Origin of the sequence: Bifidobacterium bifidum ATCC 29521 = JCM 1255 = DSM 20456 (assembly GCF_001025135.1) — a bacterium.
Taxonomy (GTDB): Bacteria; Actinomycetota; Actinomycetes; order Actinomycetales; family Bifidobacteriaceae; genus Bifidobacterium; species Bifidobacterium bifidum.
Map to the genome: position 1 here is coordinate 1,992,469 of NZ_AP012323.1, position 26,155 is coordinate 2,018,623.

Below are 26,155 nucleotides of genomic sequence, written 5' to 3' on the forward strand. Positions count from 1 at the left end.
TATCGTTATCATGATTCGAGCATACACACCCGCGTCACCCGTGCTGCGCAATCCAGCTGTGCATGGCCACTGCGGCTGCGGCGCCGGCGTTGATGGACCGCACGGAACCGAATTGCGAGATGTATACCACGTCATCAGCGAGTTCGAGAGCTTTGTTCGACAATCCGGGGCCTTCCGCGCCAAACAGCATCAGACACCGTTCCGGAAAACGGTAGGTTTCCATCGGTACGGCACCGGGAATGATATCCAATGCGATGATGCGGGACGATTCCAGCGTCCTGATGCAAGCGTCGGCCCGCGCGACCGCATCATAGCCCGAATGATCCGTTGCGGACGCGAATCGGGGGGATCCGTTGGATTCGTCATCGTCCGAGAGAAGCGCACTCGCATCGGAGTGAGCCTGATGCGCGTGCATCGCCGCGGCGGCGGCCTGTGCCTGGGCGGCGGCAATTTCTCCCGCGATGCGCAGCTTCCAGCAGGTGACGAGTTCGTCGATGCTGGGATGATACTCAACGTGCTGGTACAGCTCGGTCATCAGCGAGCCCTTGCGGTTCCATTTGTGCGGGCCAACGATGTGCACGCGATTCGCGGTGAACGCATTCGCCGTGCGCACCATGGAACCGATGTTGAAATCGTGCGTCCAGTTTTCGATGGCGACTTCGAAGCCGTGGCGACCGGCCGCGTCCAGATCGTCGCGAATGGCGTTCACGGTCCAGTACCGGTAACGGTCGAGCACGTTGCGACGATCGCCTTCATCCAGCAGCGTCGTATCGTAGCGTCGATCGTAGTTCGGCGATTTAGGGTCATCCGGGCGTGGCTCACCGGGGTGCTCCTGCGTCCATGGTCCTACGCCGACTTCACGAAATTCCGGCTCCCCCGAAGCCTTTGCCGCCAGAGAGATGGGGTTGGGCTTGTGCATGGCTATCGCAGTTCGGATTCGTGGTAGATTTCGATGAATGGCAGCTCCTGCCGTTCACCGCTCACGGGGTTGACGACCTCGATGACGGGTTCGGTCATGTCGACGCCGCCGATCAGCGATGCGATGGCAACCACTTTCGCGCCTTCATGCTCCACCACGCCGAAATCGAGGCTCAGCTCATTGCCGTTGCGCAGCGTCACTAGCGACGAGGTCTGCACATAGGATTTCTCCGAGAGCCATGAATCCAGCAATACCACGCGCTTGCCCTTGATGGACGGGCCTTTGATGGACGGGTATACGAAGTCCATGACGAATCCGTCGAGGTCTTCACCGCGCGATGCCGCCGCCTGAATCATCGCGCCGACCAGTGGAACGGCCGCGGCGGTCAACGCACCGACGGCGTCGAAATCATCGATGGAATAGCCGTTCTCCTCAAGCGCGTCCAGAAGAATGTGACCGACGATAGCCGCCCCGCGATGGTCGAAGGTGACGCCGGCGAGCTCGCAGAACGGCTTGCCTTCCATTTCCGCGGCAATCAGCCGTCGGAGCTGTTCGCGCGGCTCCAGCATGGAGAAGTCATCCGTCTGACTCGGCGATGCGTCGGAAGGAATGTTGTTCGTGCCCACAGCGGTTCCGGTCGTCCCGGTCTTGCGGAATCCTTGCTCTTCATTCATGGTTCTCAGGATATCGTTGCGTGCCGTCAAGTCACCGCCGGCAATGGCCATGCATATCCGCGCGGTTGCGTATTTGCCTCGCTGGCGGGGGCCGAGTCATGCTGGTATTCCTTTGGATGCTCTTGCGTTGGTTTTATTCGGAGGTGGTTTCCGGGGCGGTGATTTCACGGACATCGGATTTGTCCGGATCGATGATGTTCACCGACCCGATGACCGTGGCCTGATCGAGCTTCTGCAGTTTGCGCGCGGTGACCAGCACGCGGGATTCCAACGATGATGCGAATTGGTTGTACGCCGTCACGGTGCGGGTGAGCGCGGTACCGAGTTTGTTCGCACGCTCCCCCAGTACGGCGAAACGCTCGTACAGTTCCCTCGACAGGTCGAACAGGGTCTTGGCGTCATCGGTGAGGCTCTGCTGCTGCCAAGCGTATGCGACGGATTTCAGCACGGCCCACAGGGTGACCGGCGAGGTCAATGCGACCTTGCGGGCGAAGGCGTCATCCATCAATGTCGGATCGGCCTCCATTGCAGCCTGCAGCAACGCCTCGTTGGGAATGAACGCGATCACGAAATCAGGGGCCGTGTCGCATGCACTCCAATACGCCTTATCACCCAATGCCCTGACGTGTTCACGCAAAGCTTTCGCATGCGACCGCAGCAGCTCGTCACGCCGTTCCAGATCCTCAGGCCCCGCGGTTTCCGGAATCATGCAGGCCCGCTGATAATCGGCATACGGCACCTTCGCGTCGATGGGAATCGTCTTGCCTCCCGGCAGATGGACGATCATGTCAGGCCGGAGCGTCTTACCGTCGACGCCAGTCATCACCACCTGCGTATCGAAGTCGACGTGCTCCAGCAAACCGGCGGACTCCACAATGTTGCGCAGTTGCGCCTCTCCCCAAGCGCCGCGGACCTTGTTGTTGCGCAATGCCGCCGAGAGCGAGCTCGTCTCACGGTCGAGCCTCGCCTGCTGCTCACCCAGCCCTTTGAGCTGCTCGCCCAGCACGCCCATCTCGTGTTTGCGCCCCTCCTCGATGTTCGAGACCTTCTGCTGCAGCTCATCGAGATTCTTCTGCAAAGGAGCCAACGCCGACAGCACCTTGCCCTGCTCTGTCAGCGCTTTTTCCTGCTCTTCCCGGCGCCGCAGCCCATCGGCCTCGGCCCGCTCGCGCTCACGTTGCACCCGCACCTGTTCCGCCTGCTGCGCCTGAGCAAGCTGGGATTTCGCGAACGACAATTGCTGCAGAAGTCCCTCGGACTGGGCCTTGGCCTGAGCCACTTGGGCGGCAAGCCGCGCATTGTCGTCCTTCATGGCCTCGCAGGATCCCCTCAGCGCGTCCACCTCGGAGGCCTTCGCCATGCGGGCGGAGGCTTGGCCACGCATTTTGCCCAGCGCGAATCCGGCGGCCAGACCCAACAACGCCACCACCGCAACGATCACCACATCAAGCACTTCATCGAACATGTGTATTATTACACATCATCCCGCGGACGAACGAGTGCCGCACTTATGAGCGAACCAGTCGGGAAATCACCTTCTCGACCTCCGACAGTTTCTCGTCGGCCACCTCGCCGCCCTCGGCCGCCGCCTGCCGCACGCAATGGTTCAGATGGTCGTCAACCAGCATCACCGACACGGCCTTCAATGCCGAAGTCGCGGCAGAGATCTGGGTCAGCACATCGATGCAATACACATCATCCTCCACCATCTGCGCGACCGCATGGACCTGCCCCTCGACACGCCGCAGCCGCGCGAGGATCTTCGCCTTGTCTCCGTCGTAACCCTGCATAACCAACCTTCCGCCCAGCGCGAACATTCCTGACAACACGCATTATATACCCTCTAGGGGTATAGGGTATAGTTAATATCCGAGATTATGATAGAAAGGGGAAAGGAGCGGCGATGGAATTCGACATCTTCCTCGGTGTGGCGGCACTGGTGATAGCCGCCGTGCTGACATGGTGCATCCTGCGATTCTTCTTCGCGCCCAGAAGGGGAGGCGCCCGGGCGACGCTGCATGACGGCGTTCAACAGGCGACCATCACGGTCAGGGGTGGGTACTCCCCCGATATCGTCACGATGCAAGCCGGCATTCCGATCACGCTGAGGTTCGATCGGAAGGAGACCGGCGAATGCACGTCGCATGTCGTGTTCCCCGATCTCGGAACGGACACGATGCTGCCGGGCAACGAGACCACCGAGATGTCGCTTCCGCCGCTGCCGGCCGGCGACTACCCCTTTGCATGCGGTATGAACATGGTGCATGGGTTGCTTCGCGTCGAGGGGGAGACGGACTCCGCCACAAAACCGGACGACGGCACTGCATCGACCGGGACCGCCATACCGGCCGGCACGCCCAGGATGTCCGCCGCGGACGCGCTGCTGGCCGAGCGGCAGGAGGCGGAGGAACGCCGTCAGGAGATTCGCCATACCGGCATGCTGGTGGCCATCGGCACCGTTCTCACGCTCCCGGTGTTCGTCCCCATGATGCTCATGCTCGTCAGTCACTCGCTCGTTCCTTCATGGCTGATGAACCCTTGGCTGCAGGCCATACTCATCACCCCGGTCATGTTCTACTGCGGGGCGCCGATCCACCGCGTCGGATGGCCGGCACTGTGGCATCGTTCTCCGGACATGAACTCGTTGGTGGCATTGGGGACCACCGCCGCATACCTGTACAGCATCGCCTTGTGCTTCGTCTCGGAGCTGATGCCCGAGGGGTCGAGAGAGCCCTACTTCGAGTCGGTCGGCGTAGTGATCACGCTCGTTCTGGTCGGACGCCTGTTGGAGGCGAAAGCCCGTGAGGGCACCGGAAAGGCCGTGCAATCACTGATCAAGCTGCGCCCACGTGTCGCCCACATCCTCGATGTCGGAACGCCACTGGCCAAGGATCTGGCCGCCGGCAAGGCATCCGGCGACGGATGGCTCGACCCTGCCCAATCCCAAGACATCGACATCGACCGCGTGAAGACCGGCGATCTGCTGGTGATCCGCGCCGGCGAGCGCATACCGCTGGACGGCGTCGTGTTGGCCGGCGAGGCCAGCGTCGACGAGTCCATGATCACCGGCGAATCCGTTCTGGCCCGGCGTGGCGTCGGAGAGCCCCTGACGGGGGCGACCATCATGCAGCAGGGCAATGTGGTCATGAAGGTCACACGCACCGGCGAGGACACGGTGCTCTCCCAGATCATCGCTCTGGTCGCACGCGCACAGGCGACCAAAGCGCCCGTGCAGCGTCTGGCCGACAGGATCGCCCGTGTGTTCGTCCCCGCGGTGATTATCGCCGCATTGTGGACCGGTGCCATATGGATAACGTTCGGGCCGCAACCCAAACTAGCCCATGCGCTGGTGACGGCGGTCAGCGTATTGATCATCGCGTGTCCTTGCGCGCTCGGACTGGCCACGCCGCTATCGGTGACCGCGGCGACCGGCCTCGGCGCCACGAACGGCGTGCTGGTCACATCCGCCAGGGCCTTGGAGCAGGCCCGCGACATCCGAACCGTCGTGTTCGACAAGACCGGGACGATCACCGTCGGAGCCATCGATGACGACGCCGACTACGCCAAGCCGAGCTATACGAAGGACAGCGTCAAGCCGGGTTCCAAGGAGGCGATAGCAGCGCTTCGAGCCGCTGGTATCCGCACGGTGATGCTGTCGGGAGACAAGGCGGAGGTCGCCGAACGCGTCGCCGCGGAAGTCGGTATCGACACGGTGATCGCTCAGGTCAGGCCCGACGGCAAGGCCTACTGGATAAGACAGCTGCAGATATCGCGCGACGCCGCCGCGGCACAGTCGTCGGTGGCCCCCGCCATCGCCGACGTCCCCAATGGACTGGTGGCCATGGTGGGCGACGGCATCAACGACGCCCCCGCCTTGGCACAGGCAGACGTGGGCATAGCCATCGGCACCGGAACCGACATCGCCATGCAATCCGCCGACGTGACCCTCATGAGCGGCGACCTGCGAGGCGTGGTGAAAACCCTCAACCTATCCCAAGCCACGATGCGCAACATCCGGGAGAATCTCGCCTGGGCCTTCGGCTACAACATCATCGGCATCCCCATCGCCGCCGGCGTGCTGTACCCCTTCACCGGCTGGCTGCTCAGCCCGATGATCGCAGGCCTGGCGATGGCGCTCAGCTCCGTCTGCCTGGTGCTGAACGCGAACCGCATGCGGCGCGTCACACTGAGCCCCGACACCGTCTCCTTCACCGCCGCAGGCGGAAGAGACGCCGACAGGAGAGCGCCCGACCAACACGGCGCGCGCAGCATCATTCTCGACACCGGAGACCGTCCCCGTGCCGATGGCCATCACACCGATGAGGGCCATCACCATCAGCCGAACAAGGAGCAACCCATGCACATGAACCACATGCATTCCGCAGACATGAACGACGCGACGCAGACCGCGACCGACCCTGTGTGCGGCATGACCGTCGCCGTCAACAACGACGCCATCACGCGCGAGCACGACGGCACGACCTATTACTTCTGCGGGGAACACTGCGCCAACAACTTCATGAAGGCACCGCAGCTGTTCCTGGAAAACTGACCGGCCCGTAAAACTGCCCGGCCTGAAGACCGACCGGACCGTGGGGCGCAAATCATTCCGTCGAGTACTACCGGCGCTTTGATCTGCGTCCCTTGAAGTAGATGTCGAACACGATCCATGCGGAGAGGATGAACGCTATCACATATCCCATGAATCCCACGACCGGTATGCCGAAGATGATCGGCTTCATGCCCGCGTAGTACACGATCGACGATCCGACGAACAGGCCGACGACGATCAACGCCATCGTCAGACGGTTGACCATGTCCGACAGCAGGCGCATCGGTTCCTCGGAACCAACGACCTCCATGTTCATGCGCAGCTGGCCTCGGGTGAGCATGCGCATCGCGACCCTGGACTCGCTCGCCGCGGACAGCAGGCCGTGCAATGCCTGATGTCCCTCGACGCCCAGCGCCTTGATCTCGTCTTTCGCCGCTCGATCCAACGACTTGCTGCCAGCAATATGGTCGGAGATGATCTGAATCATGTTCACGTCGGGGATGAATTCATCCAGCAGGCCCTCCAACGTGACCAACGCCCTGCCGACCGTCGTCACCGTGCCCGGCACCTCGATGCCATGCCTTTGGGCCAACGACGTCAGCGACGTCAGGAACGCCGCTATGTCCAGGTCGCCCAGGTCTACCGTGCCGAACTCCTTGACGACCATGTCCAGGTCGGCCAGCAGCGCGGGGTAATCCTCAGGATTGGACTCGGTGCCCGCGAAACGCAGCAGACCGTCCGCCAGCGCGGCGGAATCCTGTTTGGCGACGGCGAAGATCATCTCCCGGAGCACGCTGCGGGCCTGGCTGTTGAGCCGCCCGGTCATGCCCAGATCGATAAGCACGATCTGGCCACCGGAGATGATGATGTTGCCGGGGTGCGGATCCGCATGGAAGAAACCGTCGTCCAGCACCTGCGTCGCATAGTTGTCGACCAGCTTGGTGCCGATTTCCTTGAGGTCATACCCGGCTTCGATCAGCTGATCGGTATGGGAGACGGCGATGCCCTCGACGTAATCCATGACGACCACGTGCTCGGTGCACAGATCCATGTACGGTTTCGGGCAGTCCATATACCGATAGGCTTCGCAGAAGCGCTTGAACTCGCTGAGGTTACGCGCCTCCACCAGAAAATCCGTCTCAGATTCGAACGTATCCCACAGTTCCTCGACCACGCCGCCAAGATCCACCACCTGCGCACTGGGCAGCATCTTCGTGGCAGTCCGGGCGATCGAACGCATGATGGACACATCCAACGCCATGATCTCGCGCACGCCAGGCCGCTGCACCTTCACGGCGACGTCTTCGCCGGTGACCAGCGTGGCGCGATGCACTTGCGCGAGGGATGCGGAACCGAGCGGCGTCGGATCGATGCGGGCGAACACCTCGCCTATGGGGCGGCCATATTCCTGCGTCAACGTGTCGACGACGATCTGATACGGCATCGGGTCGGCATCGGCGCGCAGCTTCGCGAGCTCGTCGCAGAACGACTGCGGCAGAATCTCCGACCGCATGGACAGTATCTGCCCGACCTTGACGAATGTGGGGCCCAGTGCCTCCAGCATCAGCCTCATCTTCACCGGAGTGAGGCCGTGCACCACGTCGAACTGGTTCGCAATGCGCATGATCTGTCCGAGGCGCTTGACTTTCCCGCGCCTCGTCAGGTGATATCGGCTGGAGAAGGTGTCGCGATGATTGTTGAACAGCCCGATGGTGGGAGACCCGTCCCATTCGCGGCGTTTGCCGGCACGTCGCGTCACGACGCCGTCTTTCGCCGAACCGTCCGACCCCGATGCGGATTTCCCCCGTTCCGGATCATGCCGTGGGTCGCCGGCATGGCCGCCCGCGGTATAGGACGGCATGGTGTGCTGCTCCGGCATGCTAAGCAGCGGAGCCTTCCGCCGGGGAAGGATCTTCGGCGGCGGCACCGGCATCGCTCTGCTCCTTGGCGCCCTCAGTCTTTTCCTCGGCCTTCTCCTTGGCCTCCTGCGCCTTGTGCTTGAGCTCGGTGTTCAACGCCTTGCCCTGTTCCACGGTGAGCTCGCCCTTCTTCACCAGACCGTCGACGATCTGCTGGCTCTTCTCAAAGCTCTGCTGCCCCAGCTCAACGCCGGTGGCCAATGCCCCAACGCCCGCGAGAAACACCCGGCGCAGGCCTTCACCCAAATCGAAATCAGCCATGATACCTCCTTTGGTTACTTGTGGTTCCAAGATTACCCCCACCCGTCGCATAACGCGATAGGGGTGGCGTGGTTTCCGCTATGAGATGGAAACCACGCCCCGGCAATCCGCTCATCGACCCATCAAGCTCATCGACCCGTCAAGCATCGCAGAGTCCGAGGGCGCGGAACCGTCCAATTCACCGGGGGCGGGCGGCGGCGACCTTGCGGGCCTTGTCCGCCAGAGCGTCCAACCGTGCCAGTTCGAACATCTGCTCGCTGGACTGGTCCGGCTCGAACTCCCCGTACCGTCTCGTCACTGCGGCCCGAATCAGGAAATCCGCGACCGCGGGGTTCTTCGGCAGCAGCGAGCCATGCATGTACGTGCCGATGACATTGCCGACACGAGCGCCTTCCGTATGATCCTCGCCGTTGTTGCCGGTACCGTCGTGATCGACATGCCCCAGCGGCAACGTTCCCTCGCGCAGGAACGTCTGCCCGGAATGGTTCTCATAGCCGATCACGTCGCCGAATTCGTCGCTGTGCTCGACCAGATTGCCGATCATCCGGTGGCTCTGCCCCACCGTGTACGCGCCGAGCACGTTGATGCCGTCCAACCGCTCGCCTTCCGAGGTCTCGAAGTATTCGCCGAACAGCTGGAACAGGCCGCAGATCATCAGCATCGGCGTACCGTCCGCGGCCAGGTCGCGCAGCCGGCCGGCCCGCTTGAACAGGTCGCCGGTGATTTTCTTCTGCCCGGTGTCCTGACCGCCGCCACCGAGGATCATGTCCACGCGCTCGGGCCATTCGTCGCCCTGATTGTATGCGTGCAGGCGCGGCTCATACCCGTACAGTGCCAGCCGGCGCAGAACCACCAGCACGTTGCCGGAATCCCCGTAGATGTTCATGTCCTTCGGGTAGAGGGACATCACGTCGATCACTTTTCCCATATCCGTTCGCCTTTCCCGCTCATGCTGTCAGTCGCCGCGCCGTTCATCGCCCGACGCCGGCATCGGCGACGGTGGTCAGCTTGGCGAGTTCGGCACGCACGCGGAGCATCGACGTGTACGTGCAGTAGATGTGTTTGGGCACACCGGGACGGGCGGTGACGAACTGCCGCACCGCCGCCTCCAGATCCGTGCCGGTCTGCTCCACCCTGACCTGATCGTATTCGAGCCGCAACGCCATGTCCCAGGCTCGCGTACCCGACACCATCGCGACGCCAGTCGGGCGCAGGCTGGTGAAATCGACATCCCATAGCCAGCTCATGTCGCGCCCGTCCGCGTACAGGTCGCAGATGGCAATCATCGTGTCATGCCCGTCGGGCGGGAACGAGCCGAGCGACAGCCTGAAGCCCATCGGGTTCTTGACGAGCAGCAGCTGCACGTCGCTGCCGTTGACCGCAATCGTTTCGCCGCGGCCGAACGCGGGGGTCACCTCGGCGAGCGCCGCCAGAAGCCGGTCATGGTCTACTGGGCTGTCTACTGGGCTCTCGTCAGATATCGCCGCGTCTGACGCATGCGAGGCCTGGCCGGGCATGGTTTCGGCGGGGACGATCTCGGCGACCTGCGCCGAAGCAATATCCTGCGCCATGACCGCGCGGACGGTGGCGAGCGCCGCCGCCGCGTTGAACAGGTTGTACACGCCTTCCAGCTTGACGGCGGTATGGACGGCCCGCCCGTCAATCAGGAAATCGGCCTCATGGTTGCCGACACGGGTCAGCGTGACATCGGCCGTCGCCTCGCGCCCATCGGCATCGGGGGCCTCAGCCGAAACCGATGTGCCTGCCGGCTCCTGCTGCGCGCGGTCATTTGCCGACGGCCTGCCATTGCCGGCCACGCTCGCGGCCTCTTCGGCGACGGTGGTCTGCATGTCGTCGTCGGAGGGGAAGAACCGACGCAGTTCGGGCGCCAGCCCGAAATAGCGCACTCCGGTGCCTTCCGGCACGGCCGAAGCGAAACGCGCGATTCGCGGATCCTCACGGTTGAGCACCACGGTGCCCGTCGTCGCCTCGGCGACACGCTCCAGCAGACGCGCGGTGTTGTCGATCTCGCCGAACCGGTCGAGCTGATCGCGCATCACGTTGAGCAACAGCGCGAACCGCGGTTTCACCTGCTGCACGAATTTCACCGCATACGCCTCGTCAAGCTCAAGCACGGCCACGTCGGCGTCCAGCCTGCCGCTCAACGGCACTTCGGTCAGCAGCGCCGAGACGACGCCGCGCGTGAAGTTGGAGCCGGTCGGATTGGTGAACACCTTGAGTCCCAGCGTCTCCAGCATCGAGGCGACCATGCGCGTCGTGGTGGTCTTGCCGTTCGTGCCCGACACCAGCACCACGCCATACGGCAGGTCGGCGAGCGTGCGGGCGAGGAAACCGGGGTCGATCTGTTCGACGATCTTGCCAGGGAACGCGCTGCCGCCGTGCCGCAGCAGCCGAGAGGCGCCGCGTACGGCTTTGCCGATCAGCGGCGTAGCGAACGCGGTCCATGGACGCGCCGCATCCGACTGCCCGCCCAGCGCCTCGCGCCGTGTTTCACGCGATGTTTCACGAGGCTGGGATCCGTTTTCCTCACCCATCGTCACACTCCTTGATCGCTGTTGTAGTCCTGCGGCATGTCCTTGAACTTCGAGTATGCGCCCAGAAACGCCAGATGGAACGTCTCCGTCGGACCGTTACGATGCTTCGCCATGATGATATCCGCCTCGCCGGGCCGGTCCTCCTTGTCGTAGAAATCCGGTCGATGAACCAGCAACACCACGTCGGCGTCCTGCTCGATCGAGCCGGATTCGCGCAGGTCGGACAGCTGCGGCTTCTTGTCGTTGCGCATCTCGGGCCCACGGTTCAGCTGGGACAACGCCACGACCGGCACTTCCAGCTCCTTGGCGAGCAGCTTCAGCGCTCGCGAGAACTCCGAGACCTCCTGCTGTCGGCTTTCCACCTGCTTGCCGGATGACATCAGCTGCAGGTAGTCGATAACGACGAGCTTGAGGTCGTTGGTCTGCTTGAGACGGCGGCATTTCGCACGGATCTCCATCAGCGACATGTTCGGCGAATCATCGATGAACAGCGGCGCGTTCTGCAACTTGTTCCAGAAATTGTTGAGCGTGTTCCACCGGTCGGCGGTGATGTCGTCGGCGCGGCGCATCGCCGCGAGCGGAATGTTGGTCTCGGCGGAGATGATGCGCTGCGCAAGCTCCACCTTGCTCATCTCCAGCGAGAACACGATCGACGTCATATTGTGATGCAGCGCGGCCGCACGGGCGAAATCGATGCCCAGCGTCGACTTGCCCATGGCGGGGCGCCCTGCCACGACCACCATCTGGCCGGGCTGCAGACCCTGGGTCACGTCGTCGATATCGCGGAAACCCGTCGGCACGCCGGTTTTCAGGTCGCCGTTCTGCAGCTTGTCGAGCTGTTCGAGCGCATCGTGCACCACCGGGCCGATGGCCTCGTAGTCCTGCTTGACGCGTCCGGTACTCATCTCGTAGACCTCGGCCTGCGCGAGGTTCACCACGTCTTCGGCCTGCGAGCCCTCCGCCGAGTAGCCGAGCTGCGCGATCTTGGTGCCGGCCGCGATCACGTTGCGCAATATCGCCCGCTGATGCACGATCTCGGCATAGTACGTGGCGTTTGCGGCAGTCGGCACGAACGCGACGAGCGTGTGCAGATAGTCGGCGCCGCCCACTTTGTCGAGGTTTCCGTCCTTCATCAGCTGGTTGGCGACGATCACCACATCGACGTTCTGCGAGTTCGAGAACAGGTCGATGATCGCCTCGTATATCGTCTGGTGCTTCGGCTGGTAGAAGTCGGTGACGTCGATCATCTGGCTGACCTCGCCGATGGCGTCCTTGCTCAGCAGCATGCCGCCGAGCACCGCCATCTCCGCCTCGTCGTCGTGCGGAGGCACGCGGTCGAACACGGCGTCGCGTCCCGGCGACCCCGCGTCGCCCTGCACATACGAGCCACCTGATTGTGGGCGCGGCCCTCCCCAATTCGTTTCTTCTGCTGCCATAAGACTTGAGTATATATCGGAGCTTTTCCGGTGGAAGATATCTGGCGAAAAATGCACAGGGCCATCTCTCGGACGGCATGTCGCGGTAAGCGGACGCGACATTCGTCACCGTCACGCACGGCTTGCTCGCAAGTCATATTCAGCCGGCGTTTACCTGCGCGACACGCACGGGTGACGTCATGTGGACAAAAAAGTTGAGTTATCCACATTTAGGGGATAACTCTGGGGATAACATATGCAGTTATCCACATCAGGGGGATAACTCTGTGCATAACATGGGGATAAGTCCATAAACGCCCCCACTCGATTTGCCAAACACGTCGTCATGCGATATAAGCGGCGCCCCATTCGGCTCACCGCCGCGCTTTCAGCTCTTCGATGCCGCATACGCGCCCGCCCATATGAGCTACAGTGTGCATGTGCACACCCCTGACCCACAATCATCCGATCCCGCGACCGCCGGCACGGCCCGCACCGGTAACCGAGCCGCATACGGCCGCATACTCGCGCTGGCCCTCCCCACATTCGGCCAGCTCATCGCCGAGCCGACCTTCGTGCTCATCGACACGGCCATCGTCGGGCACATCGGCGTCTCCGCCCTGGCCGGACTGTCAATCGGATCGACCATCATCCTCACCGCGGTGGGACTGTGCATCTTCCTCGCCTACTCCACCACCGCGCAGGTGGCTCACCTGCTTGGTGCGGGCCGCCGCCGAGAGGGGCTGCAGGCCGGCATAGACGGACTATGGCTGGCTCTCGGCATCGGCATCGTGCTGGCGGCGGCTCTGTTCGCAGGGGCCCGGCCGCTGTGCGTGGCGCTCAGGGGCACGGGCGAGACGCTCGACCAGGCGGTGGCGTATACGCAGACGGTGGTACTCGGCGCCCCTGGCATGCTGCTCGTGTACGCGGCGAACGGCATTTTCCGCGGTTTGCAGAAGGTACGCATCACGTTGGTGGCCGCGGTGTGCGGTGCAGTGCTCAACACCATGCTGGATGTGCTGTTCGTGTTCGGATTCGGCTGGGGCATCGCCGGATCGGGCGCGGCGACGATGATCGCACAATGGTTCATGGGGCTGTTCCTGACGGTTCCGGCGGCGCTATGGGCGAAGGCCGACGGCGCTGCGCTGCGACCACGCCTGTCGGGCATCGCCGCCGCCGGAGGGGATGGCCTGCCGCTATTCATCCGCACACTCGCCATTCGCGCCGCGATGGTGATGACGGTCGCCTCGGCGGCCCGATTGGGAACGACAGTGCTGGCGGGATTCCAGGCGGTGAACTCGTCTTGGAATTTCGCGATGAATATGCTGGATTCGGTAGGCATCGCCGGTCAGACCCTGGTGGGCGCGGCGATGGGCGCAGGAGACCGCGCACGCACACTGCGACTGACCCGGGCCACGGGACGAGCCGGATTGGCGGCCGGAGCCGCTATCGGCTGCGGATTCGCCGTGGCCGGCCTGTTCGTCGGCCGCCTGTTCTCGCCCAACCCGCACGTCCAGTTGCTGGTCGCCGCCGGCATGGTGACGATGGGTGCGTTCCTGCCACTACAGGGGTGGATGATGGCGCTGGACGGCATACTGATCGGCGCCCGCGATTTCCGCTACCTGGCGATTACCTGCACACTGACCGCGACGGTGTATATCGCATTGACCGCGATCTGCGTGGATGCGGCCGCGCCCATGCTGCCCGGCGACCTGGCCTCGACCGTGCTGCTATGGGCGATGTTCAATATCGTGCTCATGGGCGGCCGCGGCCTGTTCAATGGCCTGCGCATACGCGGCGAATCATGGCTCGGTCAGACCGCCCTCTAACGACCGGCCCGCGACAGCCCTCGCTGCGCTGCGGAACACCCACCTTGACATCGCCTTTGCCTCAGCTGAGCATCATATGATAATGGCATCGGCTCCCGAAGATGGGAGACGCCACGCGGAAGGAGATTCCGCCCCGAATCAGATGACATCCGAATACTCACAGATAAGCGAAGCATGATCGACGTGCGGGAGAAGGCCGCTAGGCAGTTCAGCGCGCGCCTGACCGGTCGCGGGTTCGAAAGCTGGGTGCGAGAGGGCAACGACACCTATGTGGTCGGCGGTCAGGAATACATGCCGCAGGACCTGGTCGTGGTACGCGCCCTCGACGCGGCGGGCAATCCCGTGTCAGCCGAAGTCAACGTCGGCATAGCCACCTTCAACCTGTACCCGGATACTCTCACGGGCGGCGCTGTACATGGCACGCACCAGACTTTCGCGCCAATGGCTCCACCCGTATCGCTTGGATATCTCCTCACCGGCCGTAGCCCCGAGCGATGACCCGTCGGCGCGGGTCAGGTCATACAGCATGTCCAGCAGCATCGGATCACGGCCCACGCAACGGGCGAGAGACTCCCCCACGGCCGGATCGTTCGGGTTCTTGCCGGTCGCGAACTCAGAGAGCGTCAGATGCTCCCGCACCAGGATGCGCACCCATCGCGCGATGTCCGCGTCGAATCCCATGCGCTTCATGATCACCGCGGCGTGACGGGCGCCCTCTGCCGCATGATCGGTCACGAACGGACGTTTGCCGACATCATGCAGCAGGCCGGCCAATAGCAGCGCCGTGTAGTGACGGTCGTCATACCGCTCGCCTCGCGCCGCCGAAACCCGCGCGAGCCGTGACGTCACCTCGACACTGTGCCGGTCGATGGTATACCGGTGCGCTGCAGACGCGCTCGGGCGATTGCGTATGCCCAGCCATTCAGGCATCCATCGACCGGGTATATCCACGAAATCCAGTTCCTCCCACACGCGCATGAGCGCCGGCCCGGAGGCCAGCAGACGCACGAACAGTTGGCGCGACTCATCATCCCACACGGAATCGCGGATCGGGCAGCGCCGCAGGTTCTGCAAGGTGACCGGGCTGATCGGCAGCTCGAACTCGGCAGCCGCCGCGGCCACGCGCAACGGCAGATACCGGTCCGACTCCGGTTCCACGCCCGGAGCCAGCACGATTTCCTGCTCGTGCTTGGCCACGCCGGGCGCGACCTGTTCGAACTTCGGGGCCTCTCGCCTGCCTCCACCGCGCGGCGACAGCATCTGGAAGAACGAGAAACGCGGGCGCTCATGCGTCAGCGAATGCTCGGCACGCGACGCCGTGGAATCCAGCGCGAACGCGATCTGTCGGCCTATGCGGGCGAGCCGGGTCTGCAAGTCCTCGATGGAACGCGCCTCCCGCTCCCCCGGCGGCAGTGTCGGGTCGGCAAGACCCCGCATCGCTGCCACCTGCGCCTGATATGGGGCGAGCAGCCGATTCGCGTCCTTGCCGGCAGCCAGATGAATGCAATCGCGCACGTCCAGCAATGCCTCGACCTCGTCGTCATACCGGCCGTGCGGTCGGTCGGCAAGCCATGACACAGTCAACGCGGAGACCAGCACCGAATCGCGCAGACCGCCTCGCGCCTCCTTGATGTCGGGCTGGTTCAGGTAGGCGAGTCGTCCGAACTCGTCCAGTCGCTTGCGCGCCGAATTCAGCAGTTCCGGCAGCCGCTTGCGGACCGCTCGACGCCAGCGTTCCAGAATCGACGTGGCCGTCGCCGAAATCAGCGCCGTATCGCCGGCGATCGGCTTGACATCCAGCCAGCCCATAGCGGCCGGCAGATCGGAATCGGTCACGGCCTCGCACTGCTGCCGCGTGCGCACCGACTGATCGAGGTCAAGGCCGCTGTCCCACAGGGGATACCACAGTTTGTTGGTCAGCTCATTGAGCTGTTGGTCGTTGATCGTATGTGGCTCATAGATGATGACCAGATCCAGGTCGGAGCTCGGGCCAATCTGCCCCCGTGCGAGCGACCCGACCGCGCCGAATCCGATGCCGGTGGACGGCACGTCGAACGGCACCGCGGCCACCGCGTCACTCCACAGGCGGCGCAGGCAATCCATGGCGAGCTCCGTTCGCGCCCGGCGCTTCGCGGAGCCACCCCGGTACACGCCGTCAGCATCCGGCTGGCTCATGTCCATGAACCGTTGCTTGAGATGATCGACCGCCGAACTCAAGACACACCACCTTCACCAAATTCCGCCCCGCAGGCGGGGGCTGTCGGTGGAGCCGACTGGAGGTGGTCAAACCCACCCGGGTGCACAAGACCACCCTCAGTCTCGCTACGCGAGCCAGCTCCCGCCAGCGGGAGCAATTTCAATCCTTGCCCTCCGTCACCGGAGGCAAGGATGTCGATATATAAAAGAGTCCCCGCATGGTCAGGTGACGGCGTGCGGGGACTTGTCTTACCGATAACCCGCGTCCGGCGGAAAGCGCCAAACCACGGGCCGCTTTCAGATCGCGGCGGAGCCGGTCTCGCCGGTACGCACGCGGGTCACGGAATCGAGCGGGGCGACCCACACCTTGCCGTCGCCGATCGTGCCGGAACCGGCAGACTTGACGATCACGCCGACCAGGGTCTCCGCGTCCGCGTCATCGGACAGCACCTCGACGCGAATCTTCGGAATCAGATCGACCGTGTATTCCGCCCCGCGGTACACCTCGGTGTGGCCACGCTGGCGGCCGTAACCGTTGGCTTCCGAGACCGTCAGGCCGTGCACGCCCGCAGCGGCGAGCGCCTCCTTGACGTCATCGAGCTTATGGGGCTGAATGATGGCAGTGATGAGCTTCATCTCACCTCACCTCCTTGAGAACCGAGCTGGCAGTACCAGCAAAATCATAGGCACGTTCGCCCTGATCGGCCAGATCGATGCCGCCGACCTCCTGGGCTTCGGTCACACGCCAGCCGATGGTCTTCTCCAGCGCGAACGCGATAATCGCGGTCACCACGCCGGAGTACAGCATCGCGCACAGGGCGATGATGACCTGCACGGCCAGCTGGCGCCAGTCGCCGCCGGCGAGCAGACCAGCGTCCTCGCCGAAGAAGCCGATGAGCACGGTACCGGTCAAACCGCCGACACCATGCACGCCCACCACGTCGAGCGAATCGTCATAGCCGAGCTTGAACTTCAGGCCGCATGCGAAGCAGCACAGAACGCCGGCGATCGCGCCGATGACCATGGCCCACAACGGTGACACCACATCGGCCGCGGGGGTGATGGCAACCAGACCGGCGACGATACCCGAGGCCGCGCCGATAGCCGTGTAATGACCGGTGCGGATCTTCTCAGTGAAGCCCCAGGCGAGCATGGCAGCCGCGGTCGCCGCGGTCGTGCTCATCCACGCATAGCCAGCGGTGCCATTGGCCGCGAACGCCGAGCCGGCGTTGAAGCCGAACCAGCCGAACCACAGCAGGAACGCGCCCAGCATGACGAACGGCACGTTGTGCGGGCGAATCGGCTGCGTGCCGAAACCCTTGCGCTTGCCTATGATCAGCACGATGATAAGGGCCGCCATTGCGGCGTTGATGTGAACGACCGTGCCTCCTGCGAAATCATGCGCCGCGGCGCCGATCGCGGTGGAGATCGGGCCCTTTGCGCTCAGAAGGCCGTTATTCCACACCATGTGCGCCATCGGCGCGTAGTCGAACGTGACCCACAGCGCCACGAACAGCATCCACGTGCTGTACTTCACGCGCTCGGCGATCGCGCCGCAGATCAGCGCCACGGTGATCATCGCGAACGTGACCTGGAACGACACGTCCACGCTGCTCGGGTACTTGTTGCCGTTCGCGGCAAGACCGGCGGCCGTGTACTGACGGGTGCCGGCGTCGAACACCATCGTGTCCTTCAGCAGGAACCCGGTCGCAGGGTCACCGAAAATGCCGCCGATGCTGCTGCCGGCGTATGCGATCGACCAGCCCCACAGCGTCCATACGACCGCGGTGACCGACAGGGCCGCCGCCGACAGCATCAGCATGTTCAGCACGGCTTTGGCGCGCACCATACCGCCATAGAAGAACGCCACGCCAGGCGTCATGAGGAAAACCAAGGCTGCGGATGTGAGCATCCATGCGGTATTACCGGAGTCCATCGTTACCTTCCTCTCTTGTTCGTTCCCGCCGCCGCGCATCTTGACCGCGCGGGAAGCGGGTCGTTACCACTTCATCTGACATCCCCTGATAGGGGGAATCAACACAACGATATGCAACGCTCGCTGAGTTTTCAACACGTTACGACACGTTACGCTCATGTAAAGCACGATGACGCGGGTCTTGGCTTTCGGCCGGATTCCGGCGCAGGCAACGGTTCCGGAATGCAAAAGCCGGCTGTCCACGTTGTGGACTGCCGGCTTGCAGGGTTCATGTCCGACGGTTTGCGAACAACCTCACGCGAGAATGCCGTCGACGAATCCTTCCGGGTCGAAGGGCGCGAGATCGTCCGGTCCTTCGCCGAGGCCGACGAGCTTGACCGGCACGCCGAGCTCCTTCTGCACGGAGATGACAATGCCGCCCTTGGCGGAGCCGTCGAGCTTGGAGAGCACGACGCCGGTGAGGCCGATCGCCTCGGCGAACACCTTCGCCTGCGCCATGCCGTTCTGGCCGGTGGTGGCGTCGAGCACGAGCAGCACTTCGTCGACGGGCAGGTTCTTTTCGGTGACACGGCGAATCTTGCCGAGCTCGTCCATCAGGTTCGACTTGTTCTGCAGGCGGCCGGCGGTGTCGATGATGAGCACGTCGGCGTCGTCCTCCTTGGCGCGGGCCGCCGCCTCGAACGCGACCGATGCCGGGTCGGCGCCGTCCTTGTCGCTGCGCACGACGGGCACGTTGACGCGGGCGCCCCAGGTTTCGAGCTGGTCGGCTGCGGCGGCACGGAACGTATCGGCCGCGCCCATGACGACCTTCTTGTCTTCGGAGACGAACAGACGGGCCAGTTTGCCGGCCGTGGTGGTCTTGCCGGTACCGTTGACACCGACCATGATGATGACGCCGGGCTTGTGCGCGTCCGGCTTGTCGACGTTCAGACGGCGGTCGGTGTCGCGGCCGACCAGGTCGAGCAGGTTGTCGCGCAGCGTGGCGCGCACCTCGTCGGGGCTTGCCTTGCCGGTGATGCGCGCATCGCGGCGCAATTCGCCGACTAGCTGCTCGCTTGCTTCGGCACCGACGTCGGCCAGCAGCAGCGTGTCCTCGACGTCCTCCCAATCGGATTCGGAGAGGTTGTCTTTGGTGAGGATGTTGAACAACGCCTTGCCGAACGGATTCGAGGACCTGGAAAGTTTCGCCTTGAGCCGCTGAATGCGCGAGCCGGATTTTTCCGGTACATCATATGCGGGAGCCGCCGGCTTGGCCGGGGCGGCCTGCGTCGGTTCGACCGGTTTACGCTCTTCCTCACTTCGAGGGGAGGCGGCTTCGCCCTCGGTTTCGGGAGCAGAGAGCTGCCTGTCAACTGTTGCGGCGACCGTCTCGGGTTCTTCACCCGCACGACCCGCCTGGCGCGGCGATGTTGCGGTTTCCGCCGGCCGGCCGACGACTTCGTTCTTACGCGACTTGCCGCGTACTACGCCCCACACAATGAGCAGGACGACAATCACCACTGCGGCGACAATGCCGATAATCAGATTCGTATCCATGGCTCCAGCCTAAAAACCGCAACGGACAGCTGCCGGAATACCACATACGTCGCATTGTTGCAGCCAAGTCGACGACTAATTGGGCTGCTGGCACAGACGCTGCCCCTGAGTCGTCCCTACATATCGAACCGGGGAAGACGCTGGTATAGGCAAATCTGCCACCAATGCATAAAGCGGCATACCAGACGGCACCGGATTGCCAGCGGTCCCATGATATTCAACATAGAACAAGTCGGGCAATGGCGCCCCACCCTCATCGTGGTAATACTCGCGACCGCCACCGAAAACACGTATCAAACAGGACACGCACGACACGATGTCATGGTTGTCGAACTCGCTCGCCATCATCGACGGGGCTACATACGTCTTCATGATCGACTCTCCTCAGCCGCACGGCCCTCGCACGACCTACCACGAAAACGTAGACCCGACAACATTTCGGGAGGTATAGGCGCTAGGCACCGCGACCACTACACTGGAGCTCATGGCCAATACTGCAAGAATGACGGCGCTGCAACGCCGCGAACAGCTCATCCGCGTGGGGCGAGCGTTGTTCGCATCCAAGGGGTTCGAGGCGGTGAGTGTCGAGGAGATCGCCGCGAACGCGAAGGTCAGCAAGCCGATCGTCTACGAGCATTTCGGCGGCAAGGAGGGACTGTACGCGGTAATCGTCGACCGTGAGATGCGCGAGCTGACCAATGCGCTCATCGAGGCGCTGTCCGACACCAAGGCGCACCCCCGCCAGATCGTGGAGCGCGCGGCACTCGCCCTGCTCACCTATATTGAGGAGAACTCCGAAGGCTTCCAGGTGCTCGTGCGCGACTCGCCGACCACCGACCCGGCCGGATCGTTCAACTCGCTGCTGGGCGACATCAGCCTGCGCGTGGAGGATCTGCTCACCGCCGCGTTCAAACGCCGGAAACTCTCCGCCAAGGGCGTGCCATACTATGCGCAGATGCTGGTCGGCATGACCGTATTCACCGGTCAATATTGGGCGGATCGGCCGAAGGTCAACAAGGAGCAGCTCGCCGCATACGTCGTCGACCTCGCATGGCACGGCCTGAGCCGGCTGGATTCCAAGCCGATCCTGCGGTTCGAGAGCCAGAAGGCGAAGCAGCTCGCAGCCAAGGAAGACAAAGAACGTCGAGACAAAGAGCGGAGCGAGACAACGGTCCCGGACGAGCCGGACGCTCCTGTCGAGACCGCCGAACCGGACGAACCGGCATACCTGCCCGCGAGCGCCGACTGATCATCAGAACCGCGCACAAGCCGGAAGCCCAAAAAACGGCGGAACGGACGACGGGACTTGCCTGAACGCCGCTTAGTGATAGCTTTGCTTGTAGAGGTTAGACTCGCTGCAACATCCGAGGCGACGTGTCGCACGTCATCCCCGCGACACCTGTATAACGAGGAACTATGGAACAATCGTCGAAAACACTCACCTTCGTGGTGCCCGCCTACAACATGGAAACGTATCTGGAGCGCTGCGTGGAGTCGCTGCTCTCCGCGACGGACAACAGCGACATCGAAGTGTTGATCGTCGATGACGGATCCTCGGACAGCACCCCGGAACTTGCCGACATGTACGAGCGGCGCTGGCCCGGCAACGTGCGGGCAATCCACCAGGTCAACAAGGGCCACGGCGGCGCGGTCAACACCGGCATCGCCAACGCGACCGGCATGTATGTCAAGGTCGTGGACGCCGACGACTGGGTGGATATGCCCTCCATCGACACGCTCATGGGCACGCTGCGGGTGCAGCGCGTCGCCACGGATCCGGTCGACATGATCGTCACCAATTACGTGTACGACAAGGTGGGCAAGCGCGTCAAGCACACAGTGAACTTCCGTCATGCGATGGCGGCCAACACCGTGCTCGGCTGGGACGATCTCGGCTGCTTCGGCGTCGCCGAATACATACTGATGCACGCTCTGATCTACCGCACCCAGGTGGTGCGCGACTCCGGCATGCAGCTGCCCGAGCACACGTTCTACGTCGATTTCATCTACGCATACCAGCCGTTCCCGTGGGTCAAGTCGATGCTGTACATGGACATCCCGTTCTACCACTACTTCATCGGGCGCGAGGGGCAGAGCGTACAGACCGACGTGATGATCCGCCGCGTCGCGCAGCTGCGGCTCGTCAACCAGCGCATGGTGGAGGCCACTCCCGAACCGGGAACCGTGCCGGACGGCCTATACCGTTATATGATTCATTTCCTCGCGATCGAAAGCTCGGTCACGTCGGTGTTCCTGATCCTGTCGAAAGACAAGGCAAACTACCGTCTCAAGGACGAACTGTGGGCGGACATCGACAAGGCGTCGCCGGCCATCGGGCGTGACGTGCGGCGCAAGCTGGTGTCGCGCGCGCTGAACCTGCGTGGGTCTGTCGGGCGCTGGGTGATCCGACGCGGCTATGTCGTCGCAGAGAAGGTCGTCGGCTTCAACTGACGTGCCGCGCGGCGGGGCTGCCAGCTGATATTCGCCCCTCTATCACCGATCAGGAGAACATCCATGATGCAATTCACCATGTCCGGAACCATGCTGCGCTTCGATGAGACGACGCTGCGGTTCTCATTCAGCCGCGACGGTGCGACCTGGAGCGGCTGCGACGGCATAGAGCCGCAGCTGACGCGCGAGGATCGTTCATTCTCGTTCGCCGGCGCCGCTACCGTCACGCATGAGCGGATCGAGACCGGCACCGGAGTCGGCGTGCGCAGCGTGTTCGCCGGGTTCGCGGGTGCGGATTACGCTTTTGAGACGTATATCTGGATCGAGCGGTCGAGCGGCGACGTGCTATGCGAATGGGTGCCACTGCGCGAGTGTGGGGCCGAGCCGCGCATCGACAGGGTGCTTTGGCCTGCGCCGCTGTCCTTCGACCATGCGGACGCGCATGACGTGACGCTCATCACCCACGAGCAGGGCGTGATGATACCGAATAACTGGCCTACCGAGGTCGGCACTGATGCGGTCTCCTTCGGCGGGCGGTTCGAGACTGCGGGCGGGTACATGCCCTGGTTCGCGCAGTTGCGCAGCGACGGGCATGCGTACATCGCCATCTGCGAGACGCCATGGAACGCAGGATATGACATCGACCATCCGGCCGGCGGACCGTACACGCACGTCGGAATGTGGTTCGAGCCAAGTCTCGGCCGCATGGATTACCGTCGTGTCGTGCGATATCGTCTCCTCGACCACGCCGACCATACCGCCGTCTGCAAGACGTACCGCGCTTACGTCAACGAACGCGGCCGGCTGCGCACGCTGGCGGAGAAGGCGGCGCGCAACCCGTCAGTGCGTGACCTGCTCGGCCGTTCATGGGTGCATGTCGGCATCAAGACGAAGGTTCAGCCGGACTCGTCGTTCTATGATCCCGCGCAGCCCGGCAAGAATGATTCGCTCGTCACGTTCGCGCAGCGCGAACGGCAGATGCGCACGCTGCACGAAATGGGTGCCGGGCGGCTGTACCTGCATCTGGACGGCTGGGCGCAGCCCGGCTACGACAACGGCCATCCCGACTATCTGCCCGCATGCCGCGAGGCCGGCGGCTGGAAGGGCATGAAATCGCTGGTCGACGCCTGTCATGAGCAGGGAGACCTGTTCGGCACGCATGACCAATACCGCGACTATTACTTCGCCGCGCGCACGTTCGACCCGCGCAATGCGATCCGACTGGCGGACGGCACGATGCCCGAGCACGCGATGTGGGCCGGCGGGCGCCAAACGTACCTGTGCGCCGAGCTTGCGCCGGATTACGTGCGCCGCAACTTCAGTGAGATCGCCACGCACGGCATCGCGCTGGACTGCGCGTATCTGGACGTGTTCACCTGCAATGAAGGCGACGAATGCTCGCATCCCGAGCACCGCATGACCCGCCGCGAATGCTACGAGCGCCGCGCCGAATGCTTCGAATACCTGCTGGCGCACGGCATTCTCACCTCGTCCGAGGAGGTGTCCGACTGGGCGATGCCGAGCCTGGTGTTCTGCCATTACGCGCCGTACGACTTCCAGATGCGCTCCCCCGACGCGCCTCGGCACGGCATCCCGGTGCCGTTGTACAACCTCGTCTACCATGACTGCGTGATCCAGCCGTGGATGATGGATCGGGTGGCCGGTGGCGACGACTACATGCTGTACGCGCTGCTCAACGGCGGTGCGCCGTACCTGATCCGTGACGCCGCATATGCCGGCATGGACGGTGATATGAATGCCGCACTGCGCGCCCGTACCGAGAACGACATCGAGCGGTGTGCTGTCGTGGCCGGGCTGCACCTGCGCGTCGGCATGCAGGAGCTCGTGCGGCATGACCTTGTCGGCGGCGACCCGCTGGTGCAGCGCTCGGTCTTCGCCGACGGCACCGCCGTGACGTGTGATTTCCACGCGCAGACGTATGAGGTAGCAGCGAACGGTTCTCATTAAGAAAGGTGCGAGGATTCCGCACATTTTCGAACAAGCGAACATTGCGCAGAAAGCCCGGAATTCCGGGCTTTCTGCTGTTTTCGTGTTCATTCCCCCGTCACACGGACTCGCACCTTTCTTATTGAGAACCGTTCGCTGCGACAAGGGAGCAAGCCCTCAGACCCACCTATCGGACATGGCGAACGAGTTGCGCATCAGGTTGCTCGACGTATACAGCACGTTATCGAGCAGCTTATGGGTCAGATCCTGCAGACGACCGGCCATCGTCTCGTTCGCAGCCATGAGCGCCGCGCGGATGTCCCCGGCTTCGGCATCGGCGAGCGCCGCATCCGTTTCTTCGACGAGCCGATGCCCGAACGCCCGCACCTGCTCGCCATAGTATTCGATCGCGTTGCGCGTCTCGTACCAGTGCGCGTCGGCAATTACGGCGATCAGACGGTTCGTCCAGTACAGGTTGTCGGTGGAGACCTCGGGCGTGGTGTCGCGCAGATACGCCGGAGTGTCGTCCACGTTCGCATAAAAAGGTGCGACCGCCGTGAACGGGCCGGAACCGAAGGCGATCCACATCACCGCCGCCGCTGCGGCCGGCACGTCGTGCCGCAGTTCGATCGCGACCATGTGACCAGTGCGGTTGATGCCGATCGGACGGTAGCGATGCCGGCTTTCCGGTGTACCGAGCGTTCCGTACGGGTCAAAAGGTGTGCCTTCGAAATGCGACGACATCAGAAAGTCGATGTCCTCGACCGTCACCTTGTTCTCCGGAGCCCGGCACCACGGGATATCGTCGGAGGTCGGCGTGTAGCGGGCCGCGGGCGAATCCCAATCCTCGCTCGGGTTCAGGTGACGTTGCATGTACCAGGCGCGCGGCGTGTTGTAGATATGGTCCTTGACGGTGCTGGTGCCGAACACCACACGCGGGTTGATGTGGTCCGGCAGCACGGCGGCGACGCCGAAACCGGCGCCCTGCGCGGGCCGCATGGCACGGCCCAGATGGTGCCGATCGATGAATTCGCGCAGGTCCGCGCTGCACATGAAGAACCGCCGCTCACCGAACGCGTCGGAGAAGTCGAAGTCGTCGATGCCCAGCTGGTTGGGGATCGTCGCATAGCAGTCGTCGGGCACACGGCGCGCAATCCAGTGGTGCCCACCGATTGTCTCGACATACCAGATCTCGTCCACGTCGGAAATGATCACGCCGTTCGACTCATAGGTGCCGTACCGTTCCAGCAGCTCGCCGAGCCGTTCCACACCCTCGCGGGCCGAAGAGACATACGGCAGCACCAGCGTGATGATGTCCTCCTCACCGATACCGCCGGGGGTCTCCGGCCGATAGCCGGCCTCTCCCGGCACGCCTTCGGCTGGCCTGAGCTCGACCAGCGGGTCGGCGGCGAGCACGCGCTCGTTCACCGCGATGGTTTCGGTGGCGCTCATCGCCACGTTGCGCTCGCTTGCGCCGGCCTCGGCGAGCACGCCTCGGTTCGGCAGCACGTTCGGCGCGATGGTGTAGCGGCACGGGTCGTCCGGCAGGTCGATCTCGACATGGCTGAGCGTGCTGCGGTAGTGGCGCGGCTGGTCCGTCGGCGCCACGGCCACGAGCCGCTTGGGATCGTAGCGGCCGGAGCCGGAATCATCGTTGCGGGCGATGATCGTCGCGCCGCTGCAGCTGGCTGATTTTCCGATAAGCAATGTGGTGCATGACATGCCGACCACTGTAGGAGCCGGCCTCACCATCGCGCATCAACGGGACGGCTGCGGCAGAAAAAATACTACGGAAGGCCAAATATTATGTCATCTCAGCCAAATACGCAGGGTTTCACACGAATTTTTCAGGTAAACCACATGACTTGCCCCGAAACATGCGTTTATATAGTAATCACGACCGCAAGGCCGCAATAACTGAACCCCTTCTTCTCTTCTCTCTCAAGCCCGGCTTCCCCGCCGGGC

The 26,155-nt window shown here is 63.4% G+C and carries 18 protein-coding genes and 1 pseudogene; 5 read left to right on the forward strand and 14 right to left on the reverse strand.

Annotation, left to right across the window (positions count from 1 at the left end; all coding sequences use genetic code 11):
- Nucleotides 1-34: 34 nt before the first annotated feature.
- From BBBF_RS08375 to BBBF_RS08390, 4 genes are all read right to left on the reverse strand, one after another.
- Nucleotides 35-919 carry a TrmH family RNA methyltransferase gene (locus BBBF_RS08375; protein ID WP_021648177.1) on the reverse strand — a complete coding sequence of 295 codons (885 nt, stop codon included), beginning with the start codon at nt 917-919 and terminating at the stop codon, nt 35-37.
- 2 nt (nt 920-921) lie between these two features.
- Nucleotides 922-1,593, reverse strand: a complete 672-nt coding sequence (locus BBBF_RS08380) for a type I phosphoribosyltransferase (RefSeq protein ID WP_003819999.1) — start codon at nt 1,591-1,593, stop codon at nt 922-924.
- 133 nt (nt 1,594-1,726) lie between these two features.
- Entirely contained in the window at nt 1,727-3,058 is a 1,332-nt protein-coding gene (locus BBBF_RS08385; protein WP_013390292.1) for a DNA recombination protein RmuC, read from the reverse strand.
- A 43-nt stretch (nt 3,059-3,101) separates the two neighbouring features.
- The gene (locus BBBF_RS08390) at nt 3,102-3,383 is read right to left on the reverse strand and encodes a metal-sensitive transcriptional regulator (protein ID WP_003814260.1); all 282 of its coding nucleotides are present in this window, start codon (nt 3,381-3,383) and stop codon (nt 3,102-3,104) included.
- 113 nt (nt 3,384-3,496) lie between these two features.
- On the opposite strand from BBBF_RS08390, the gene BBBF_RS08395 reads away from it, so the two are divergent.
- The gene (locus tag BBBF_RS08395) at nt 3,497-6,145 is read left to right on the forward strand and encodes an HAD-IC family P-type ATPase (protein WP_003814258.1); all 2,649 of its coding nucleotides are present in this window, start codon (nt 3,497-3,499) and stop codon (nt 6,143-6,145) included.
- A gap of 67 nt (nt 6,146-6,212) precedes the next feature.
- Here the strand turns inward: BBBF_RS08395 and BBBF_RS08400 are convergent, their stop codons facing one another.
- The 5 genes from BBBF_RS08400 to dnaB all read right to left on the reverse strand — a co-directional run bounded on the left by BBBF_RS08400 (nt 6,213) and on the right by dnaB (nt 12,316).
- A complete protein-coding gene (locus BBBF_RS08400; protein WP_017143601.1) occupies nt 6,213-8,078 on the reverse strand; it encodes an ABC1 kinase family protein in 1,866 nt (621 codons plus the stop codon).
- Nucleotides 8,026-8,325 carry a hypothetical protein gene (locus BBBF_RS08405; protein WP_003815980.1) on the reverse strand — a complete coding sequence of 100 codons (300 nt, stop codon included), beginning with the start codon at nt 8,323-8,325 and terminating at the stop codon, nt 8,026-8,028. Before BBBF_RS08405 ends, BBBF_RS08400 begins: the two co-directional genes overlap by 53 nt.
- A gap of 178 nt (nt 8,326-8,503) precedes the next feature.
- Nucleotides 8,504-9,253 (reverse strand): type 1 glutamine amidotransferase, encoded by a 750-nt coding sequence (locus BBBF_RS08410; RefSeq protein WP_003815981.1) that lies wholly within the window; start codon nt 9,251-9,253, stop codon nt 8,504-8,506.
- A gap of 43 nt (nt 9,254-9,296) precedes the next feature.
- On the reverse strand, nt 9,297-10,880 hold the full coding sequence (locus tag BBBF_RS08415) for a Mur ligase family protein (protein WP_021648178.1): 1,584 nt from the start codon (nt 10,878-10,880) through the stop codon (nt 9,297-9,299).
- Between the two features lie 2 nt (nt 10,881-10,882).
- The gene (dnaB, locus tag BBBF_RS08420) at nt 10,883-12,316 is read right to left on the reverse strand and encodes a replicative DNA helicase (RefSeq protein WP_171023377.1); all 1,434 of its coding nucleotides are present in this window, start codon (nt 12,314-12,316) and stop codon (nt 10,883-10,885) included.
- 401 nt (nt 12,317-12,717) lie between these two features.
- Between dnaB and BBBF_RS08425 the strand changes: the two genes are divergently transcribed.
- The gene (locus BBBF_RS08425) at nt 12,718-14,124 is read left to right on the forward strand and encodes an MATE family efflux transporter (protein ID WP_021648179.1); all 1,407 of its coding nucleotides are present in this window, start codon (nt 12,718-12,720) and stop codon (nt 14,122-14,124) included.
- 345 nt (nt 14,125-14,469) lie between these two features.
- Here the strand turns inward: BBBF_RS08425 and BBBF_RS08430 are convergent, their stop codons facing one another.
- The 4 genes and pseudogenes from BBBF_RS08430 to ftsY all read right to left on the reverse strand — a co-directional run.
- Nucleotides 14,470-16,341: a [protein-PII] uridylyltransferase family protein gene (locus BBBF_RS08430; protein WP_033509775.1), complete on the reverse strand. Its 1,872-nt coding sequence runs from the start codon at nt 16,339-16,341 to the stop codon at nt 14,470-14,472.
- A 276-nt stretch (nt 16,342-16,617) separates the two neighbouring features.
- Nucleotides 16,618-16,956: a P-II family nitrogen regulator gene (locus BBBF_RS08435; protein ID WP_003814240.1), complete on the reverse strand. Its 339-nt coding sequence runs from the start codon at nt 16,954-16,956 to the stop codon at nt 16,618-16,620.
- A 1-nt stretch (nt 16,957) separates the two neighbouring features.
- Nucleotides 16,958-18,256, reverse strand: coding sequence for an ammonium transporter (locus BBBF_RS08440; protein WP_033509773.1), 1,299 nt, complete (start codon nt 18,254-18,256; stop codon nt 16,958-16,960).
- A gap of 294 nt (nt 18,257-18,550) precedes the next feature.
- A pseudogene (gene ftsY / locus BBBF_RS08445) lies at nt 18,551-19,480 on the reverse strand (signal recognition particle-docking protein FtsY); the annotation flags it as partial.
- An 814-nt stretch (nt 19,481-20,294) separates the two neighbouring features.
- On the opposite strand from ftsY, the gene BBBF_RS08450 reads away from it, so the two are divergent.
- The 3 genes from BBBF_RS08450 (at nt 20,295) to BBBF_RS08460 (ending at nt 24,211) form a co-directional block, all read left to right on the forward strand.
- The gene (locus tag BBBF_RS08450) at nt 20,295-21,041 is read left to right on the forward strand and encodes a TetR/AcrR family transcriptional regulator (RefSeq protein ID WP_003815995.1); all 747 of its coding nucleotides are present in this window, start codon (nt 20,295-20,297) and stop codon (nt 21,039-21,041) included.
- A 167-nt stretch (nt 21,042-21,208) separates the two neighbouring features.
- Nucleotides 21,209-22,243: a glycosyltransferase family 2 protein gene (locus BBBF_RS08455; RefSeq protein ID WP_003814234.1), complete on the forward strand. Its 1,035-nt coding sequence runs from the start codon at nt 21,209-21,211 to the stop codon at nt 22,241-22,243.
- Between the two features lie 66 nt (nt 22,244-22,309).
- Nucleotides 22,310-24,211, forward strand: a complete 1,902-nt coding sequence (locus BBBF_RS08460; protein WP_013390300.1) for a DUF5696 domain-containing protein — start codon at nt 22,310-22,312, stop codon at nt 24,209-24,211.
- Nucleotides 24,212-24,367: 156 nt separating this feature from the next.
- Here the strand turns inward: BBBF_RS08460 and BBBF_RS08465 are convergent, their stop codons facing one another.
- Nucleotides 24,368-25,912 (reverse strand): C69 family dipeptidase, encoded by a 1,545-nt coding sequence (locus BBBF_RS08465; RefSeq protein WP_003815999.1) that lies wholly within the window; start codon nt 25,910-25,912, stop codon nt 24,368-24,370.
- Between the last annotated feature and the right edge of the window lie 243 nt (nt 25,913-26,155).